2 protein-coding genes are annotated in these 7,031 nt (G+C 37.1%); both read right to left on the minus strand.

The genetic code is table 11. The annotated features are described in order from the left end of the window. A partial coding sequence (locus KV696_RS09375) for a YSIRK-type signal peptide-containing protein (protein WP_219967510.1) occupies positions 1-6,822 on the minus strand: 6,822 nt, incomplete at its 3' end. Between the two features lie 14 nt (positions 6,823-6,836). Beyond that, on the minus strand, positions 6,837-7,031 hold a 195-nt coding region (locus tag KV696_RS09380; RefSeq protein ID WP_219967511.1), incomplete at its 5' end, for a hypothetical protein.

Raw genomic sequence — 7,031 nt, forward strand, 5'->3', positions numbered from 1 at the left:
ACCTGGGTTCTTCGCTTTGACCTTATCTTCCACTTGTTTTTTCTCTTCTGGAGTTAAGTGGGATTTGTCTTGAACAACAACCTTCTCATCTGGTTTCACTGGTGTGAAGTCTTTTGCTTGTGCCGTCACAGTAGTTGGTTCTGATGGATGACTGTCACCTTTCGTAGCTGTTGCTGTTACCTGACTTTTATCTTTTACACCTTCAGCTGGAATAAGGAGTTGCCCTGTACTTGAATCTACTGTTACACCTACTGGCTTATCTGATGATGACCATGTTCCATTTTTATCTTTGACTACTGTTACAGTTTTATTTTGTTCTTTCTCATCAGTGTAATTAACCGTGACTTTATCTGCATCCCCTGTTGGCGTTACTGTAACTGTTCCATCACTTGGTGCTGTTGCTGTTGGTGGTGTTGGTTTATCTTCCCTAACTTTAACCGTTAATTGTATTTCTCCTGATTCTTTACCTTGACTATCAATTGCTTTGTATTTGACAATATATGTGCCTGGTTTTCTAGAATTAATATCTTTTACATCATTTTGTCCATTTACAGATACAATCTCTGTTCGTACTTTAGTACCACGTGTTGCATCTTTATCATCTTCATAGTCAGCTTTTGTAACTAAAGTCTTAAGATCTATATTTTCGCCAAATTCTAATACTTTTTCATTTCCTGCAACTGCAGATGTAACGGTTGGGGCTTGGTTTGTAACTTGAATTGTTTTCCAATCTACTGCACTTGAATAATTTCTTTCTGAGATATTAGCTATTGCTTTAGCAGTTCCTTCTGCAATAGATTCTTTCATCTCAATAGTGATTGTATTCGTAAATGCATCTTTTGTTGTATTCTTAACCTCCCCTAGAGTTGGTTTATTTGAAACCCATGTACTATTAATATTTTCACGCTTTAGTCCTATCTCACGTGCCGCTCCTGTAGCTTTATCCGTATAAGATACATAAACCATACCTGCATCGTGTGGGGCTTTTACTACTATATTTTTAGCTCCCGCAAATAGGCTATTTCCTCTCTCTTCAGATGGTTGAATTGTAGTTTCACCTAATGATACAGCCACATTTGTTGCATCACTTTCAATACCATCTACAATTTGAGTAACAGTGACTTGATCACGTGGCACTAATTGAGTTTGATTTAATTGATTACTATTTAAACCTTTAGGAAGACTTACTCTCCATTTTCCATTGTTACCTACTGTAACTTCATTAATCGGTACACCTGGTACTGTTACTTTAATCTTAGCACCTGGACGTCCTGTACCAGTTAATTCTCTATCTGTTGAAGCTACAGTTGGCACTCCTATACTACCTTTTGGTTTTATTGTTGTATCATAAGTAGGTGCTTCTGGCTTAACATTGACTTTAACATCAATTATCTTAGAAGGTCGTTTTTGTGTCGCATCAGGCTGATTTTGCCCTGTTTGAGACATAGGTAATGTTACTTTTACTCTATAGTTCTGTACACCTGGAGTATTTGCTATCAGTGTTTGTTTATTACCTTGAGCATTTACCCATTCATAGGTTGTTCCAGTCGGTAAGTCCTCTGAGCCAGCTACCTTAGCTACTGCATCTTTTGCATTTTGTTCAGTTAAAGTCGCTCCTTTTGAAACAGTGACTCTTATTCTATTTGCTTCTACATCAAACACTTTATGAGTAACAGTTTCAGTATATTCTAAATTACCTGTTGTGGTTGGACGATTTGTATTTCTACTATAGTCATACTTACCACCAAATTTATAATTCGTAGTTCCTACCGGATCTTTTGCAAGAGCTTCTGTAAATTTATCTCCAGGTTGTGCCACATTATCACTTGCTTTATAAATCCAAGTCATCCCATCAGGAATAGTTCCTCCATTATGATAATATACAGATGAACCACCACTACGTGCTGTATCTGGATTTTTAAAATCATAAAGTGTACGAGCAATTGGGAATGTATTCAAAACTTTATAAGTCAAGTTAATTTTTTGAGTTCTATTTTCTCCGAAATTAACAGTCGCTTCTACCGTTTTTGTCTCTTCTTTTCCACTTCTTATGCTAGCAGTTTCAAGCACTGCTGTGACAGTTGCGCCTTGTGGTAAATCTTGAAGTGTATTACCTTCTCGAACTTGAACCAGTTTATTCAATTCAGCCTGTGTCAAAGTTTCCCCGCGTACAACATTAATTGTCTGACGCGCAACTAAGTTATATCCAACTTTAAAGAAACCAAGGCTTGCACCATCGCTATTATCCTCATGGCTCTTGTTGCCAGAAGCGTCTGTTGTTTTGGCAAAGACTTCATAAGTCGCTGGGGTAACTTCTTTTTTCAGACGTGTAATAACATCTGTTTTTTCAACTCCATTTTCTACAATGAGCGTTTTAGTGTTACCCGTTTTAACCCACATATTTAATTTGCTACGAACAGTATTAGTAGTAGCATTCGTCGCATCATCTTTATCGTAATTATCTGTTACTTTAACCAGACTAGTAAACGATGTATTTTCAGCTAAACGTGTCGCTTGATTACTTGAAGTTGCTAAATTGTTCGAATTCGAACGGGCTACCTCTGGCTTAATTGGATCAACAGGTACAAAATACAAATTGATAACATTAGTATTATTTTCTAACGTTGTATTGCGTTCCGCTAACAATGCTGCATCTGTCCATTTCGGCATCAAATACAATTTACGTTTTACAATTAACGACGATCCATCTTTCGCTTTCACAACAGGAGTGTTAATGGTAACTGTTCCTGCACCGTTGGATACTGGAATTGTTGTAGTTCCTTTTTCTAAGTTAGTTCCGACGATGTTTCTATCATTAACATCACTACGATTTGTCTCTACTAGTTTATTTGCTGAATTATCGACAGTTCCTCCACCGGCAAAATTATCACGAACAATATCTAATACGTTCACCGGTTTATTGTTGTGATAGAAGAAACCACCTTCATGTTTATAACCGTTTTCTTTTCTTTCACCTGCAACTTTATCAGTACCATTAACAACTGTTAACGAAGGTTGCCTACTAGCATCCGGATTTTTCGGATTTGCTGTAATAGTGTTCAAAATGTCATTAATTGGTAATGGAGTACCTTTCGTTGCATCGAATTTATAAATTAAACTCTTGCCATCTTGGCTCCATTCAAAACCTTTGTCAGTAGGACGATTAGCTAGGATTCCATTATTCTTAAATGTCAAATTATAATCATCACGAATATGAGCATAACGAGTCACTACTCCAGTTGTAGGATTTACTTCTAGCTCTGCTACTTTATTATCTTTATCCACCGCACGAATAACACCAGCGTCCGTAATGGTAATGTCATTTACTGTTTTACCTCTTAAGATACCATTTTTATTAGCTTCAAAAATCGCATTCTTAATGGCTGTTTTTTCTTCTTCGGATAAATTACCTTTTTTTATTTGAACAATTTTATTAGCCGGTTGAGCAAATACACTTCTTCCTGTAACGTTTCTATCTGCACTATTATCCGAAGTTACAGAATAAGCTGTAGCATTTTGTCCCCCGCTAACTTTTACTACTGCATGAACTGGTTGCCCTTCTCTCAAGTTAGCAGTAAAGTCTCCTGCAAATAAAGTGGTTGTACTATTTCTATCTGTCACAGTCTTGCTAGCGACCTTAGTTGTCCCTTGATAAAGTTCTACCGTTACATTCGATCCATTTTGCAATTGATCACTCGTTGGCAGATTTCCTACTGTCACACTTGGACGTGAACCTGCCGTACCATAAAATTGTTCTTGAGCTAGCGTCGGAGTATTTGGCTTAACATTAAACTCGATTGTTTTTTCTAAAAATCCTCTACCAGCTACAGAAGCAGTATCTCCTGTTAATCCTGTTGTAGGATTTGTTGGTAATCCTTTTGTAGAAGTTTTACTATTTGGGAAATAGGCTCTGGCTTTAACATCGTATTTTCCAATCTTGTCAAAGGAAACATGTTCGCTGATTTCATTTCCGTTTAGGTAACGGAATTTCATATCTGCTCCAAAATATCCGTCTCCTTTATTCGTTCCATCTGTTGTTGTTAAGTAATGATTTGGATCCGCACTTCTCTGCTTAAGTCCTAATACATCAGAACGAGTATTATCATTAACTGGTGTACCGCGATCTTCAAACGCTAAATCATATGTTTTAACTTTAAATTTCAGTGTAGATTGATTTCCTTTATCAACATTTCCTGTTGCATCATCTGAAGCTTTCAAGGTAACAACATTAGTTCCTAAATGAGCATCAGTTGCCACTCTTCCTGAAATAGTTGCAGTTGCAGGTTTGGTTTCTGAACCACTATTGGTTGTAAGAGTATTTCCATGATTTAAATTAACACCCCTAGGTAATCCACTAATATGTTTGATATTAATTTTCCCATTGGCATTGTTGTCGTGCATTTTTAACGGGATATCTAAAGTAGCCCCTCTGAACACTTCAACTTCTGGAGAGTTATTTTCAGAACTTCCTAGTACAAACTCTCTGTTATTTGTTGGGTTTGTCATTTTCACAGTTGGAGGCTGTGTATCACGTTCAGGCGTTGGAATTACAGGTGCACTAAATTCTGAATCTACTGTAGTATCTTTTACTGTTGTTTTAGCTTTAATCTCTGTTGACGGTAATACTCCAGGTACATTAATAGTAGCTTTTTGACCACTTGTTGTTCCTGTTCCGATAACTTTATTACCACTATATAATGTCACTGTAGAATTATCAGGAACTCCATTTTGTACATTTACTACTACTTTTTGCCCTTTTTTGCCCGCTTTTTCATTTACAGAATTTTGGTCAATTACAGGTGTTTTAGGTTTAACATTTAATGTAACTGTACCATCTGAACCAGAACCTTTATCCTCTGAACTTGTACCATCTTGATATCTTGCAATTACTTTATATTTGAATACTCCAGCTGTAGTAGCTGTACTTGCTGGCTTGACACCATTTTGCCAACTCCACTTCATACTTGCAGGGAATGGTTTACTCTCTTTATGTCTAACGTAACCTGAATTTGCAGGATCATCTGGATCTCCTAAAGTGTCTCCTACTGTTTTTGTAACAGTCAATCCTTGAATTGGGTTTAATTGTGCATCTGGCTTACTTACCAACCTTGTTCCAGTAGCAGCATAAACATATGCTTCATACGCAGTTGTTCCACCTCCCGCTTTAGCGCTTACAGCCATTGCACCCGCTCTTTGGGCTTGTGCATCAGTAACATCATCTCTTAAACGCATCTTAACGTGATATTTATAAGCGAAATGTTGATGTTTTGATATAGTTAATAGATGAGAATAAGAAGGACCAGGAAGACTCCCATTTGGATTATTGCCTAATCTAATGATACTATTTAACTCAGGATTATTTTGTAATTGTTTTAACATTTGTTGTACCTGACTACGATTTCTCCCAGAAGGACCACCATCAAACTGAAAAAGACCACCTGCACTGCCCCATAATCTTTGTGAACCGTCATCCTGAACTTTCCCTGCACTTAGAGAGACCATATATCTCGGCCCCACTTGAGTAAAATGATCAGGATTATCAGAAAGTCTTCCTGTTGTTCCTGGTTTTTTTTGATAGCGTTCATAGTAAGCATCAGAAACAACTCCTACCGGATAATTGCTACCAACATTATACAAAAGATCACGAGGTGGGTAGAACCAAAAGGCATCGCCAACAAAATCCCCACCCAATGCTTTACCATCATTATGGAAGAAAACATCGTAAGTAATAAATTTCTGATTACCCTCCGTACTATATTTTGCTGTCATGAATACTTTTTCGATTGTTCGGGTACGATTTCCTTCAACTGTCGAACCTTGTCCTGCAGGCTCTGATATATACTCTTTTACATTATTTAACGCGCCTTCCACACGTCCACTATCTGCTCTAAATCCTGTTCCTTGAGCCATTCTCTGACCATTACGCGGGTCACGAGCGCCTGAAGATAGACGTGTTGTAGCGTTTTTAACAGAAGTAAACATTCTCTTCACAAGTTTGTTCATTTGTTCAACATCTGTTAGAGAGACTGTAGTATTTTGAAGAACACCTTGAGCCAATCCCAATAGTTCATTGGCTTTTTCAAGAACTTCTTTCGTAGTATCATGTTCAGGAACTTCTAAAATTGCTGCCTGCAATTGATCAACAGATACTTTCAAAGCATCTTTTTTAGCTGATACAGTTTGACTCTCTTCGCTTGCTCTTACTTCAGAAGAAGATTCGCTCACTGGTTTTTCAGCCTCAGTTCCAGTATTACTTTCTCGAACCTCACTTGATTCTTTTACATCACTTGATTCTTTTACAGTCGTAGATAAAGTAGCTAAATCAGTAGACAAAAGTTCTTTTAGTTCATTAATATCTTTTTGAACTGCATCAGCTTTATCTAGTAATACCTGAGCTTTCTTAACTCTTTCTTTTACAGAAGAAAGCACTGAGTCGTCAAGGTTTAATTTAGTTGAAAGAAGAGCATTTAATTCTTCAACTACTTTTCTTAACTGACTTTTATCAACCGTATTGCTACTATTTTCAACAATTGCAGTCTCTTTATTTTCTAAAGATTTATTGACTACTTCTGATTTATTTTCAGTAGGTTCCTTAATACCCACAGGCGAGTCGCCCTTATCATTAGGTTGTACTACACCCGCAGTAGATTGTGAACTACTTCCACTTACGGTATCTGCACTAGCAACGCGTGCACCCAAAAACATCAGTGCTGCAACAGCAACTGAAGCGGCACCGAAACTATATTTACGAATAGAAAAGCGCAACACCTTTTCACGTTGATGACGCTTTATTCTATTGAGTGAATTTGATTTATTTTCCATTGTCCCTCCTGATGTTAAAACACAAAATCAAATTTAAAAGCAATATTCCCACTGGGAATAAAACAATAAAAACTACTATGATGGATATTTGACATCACAGCTATTACAGCTATTACAGCTATTACAGCTATTACAGCTATTACAGCTATTACAGCTATTACAGCTATTACAGCTATTACAGCTATTACAGCTATTACAGCTATTACAGC

The organism is Streptococcus humanilactis (assembly GCF_019448275.1).
Lineage (GTDB): Bacteria > Bacillota > Bacilli > Lactobacillales > Streptococcaceae > Streptococcus > Streptococcus humanilactis.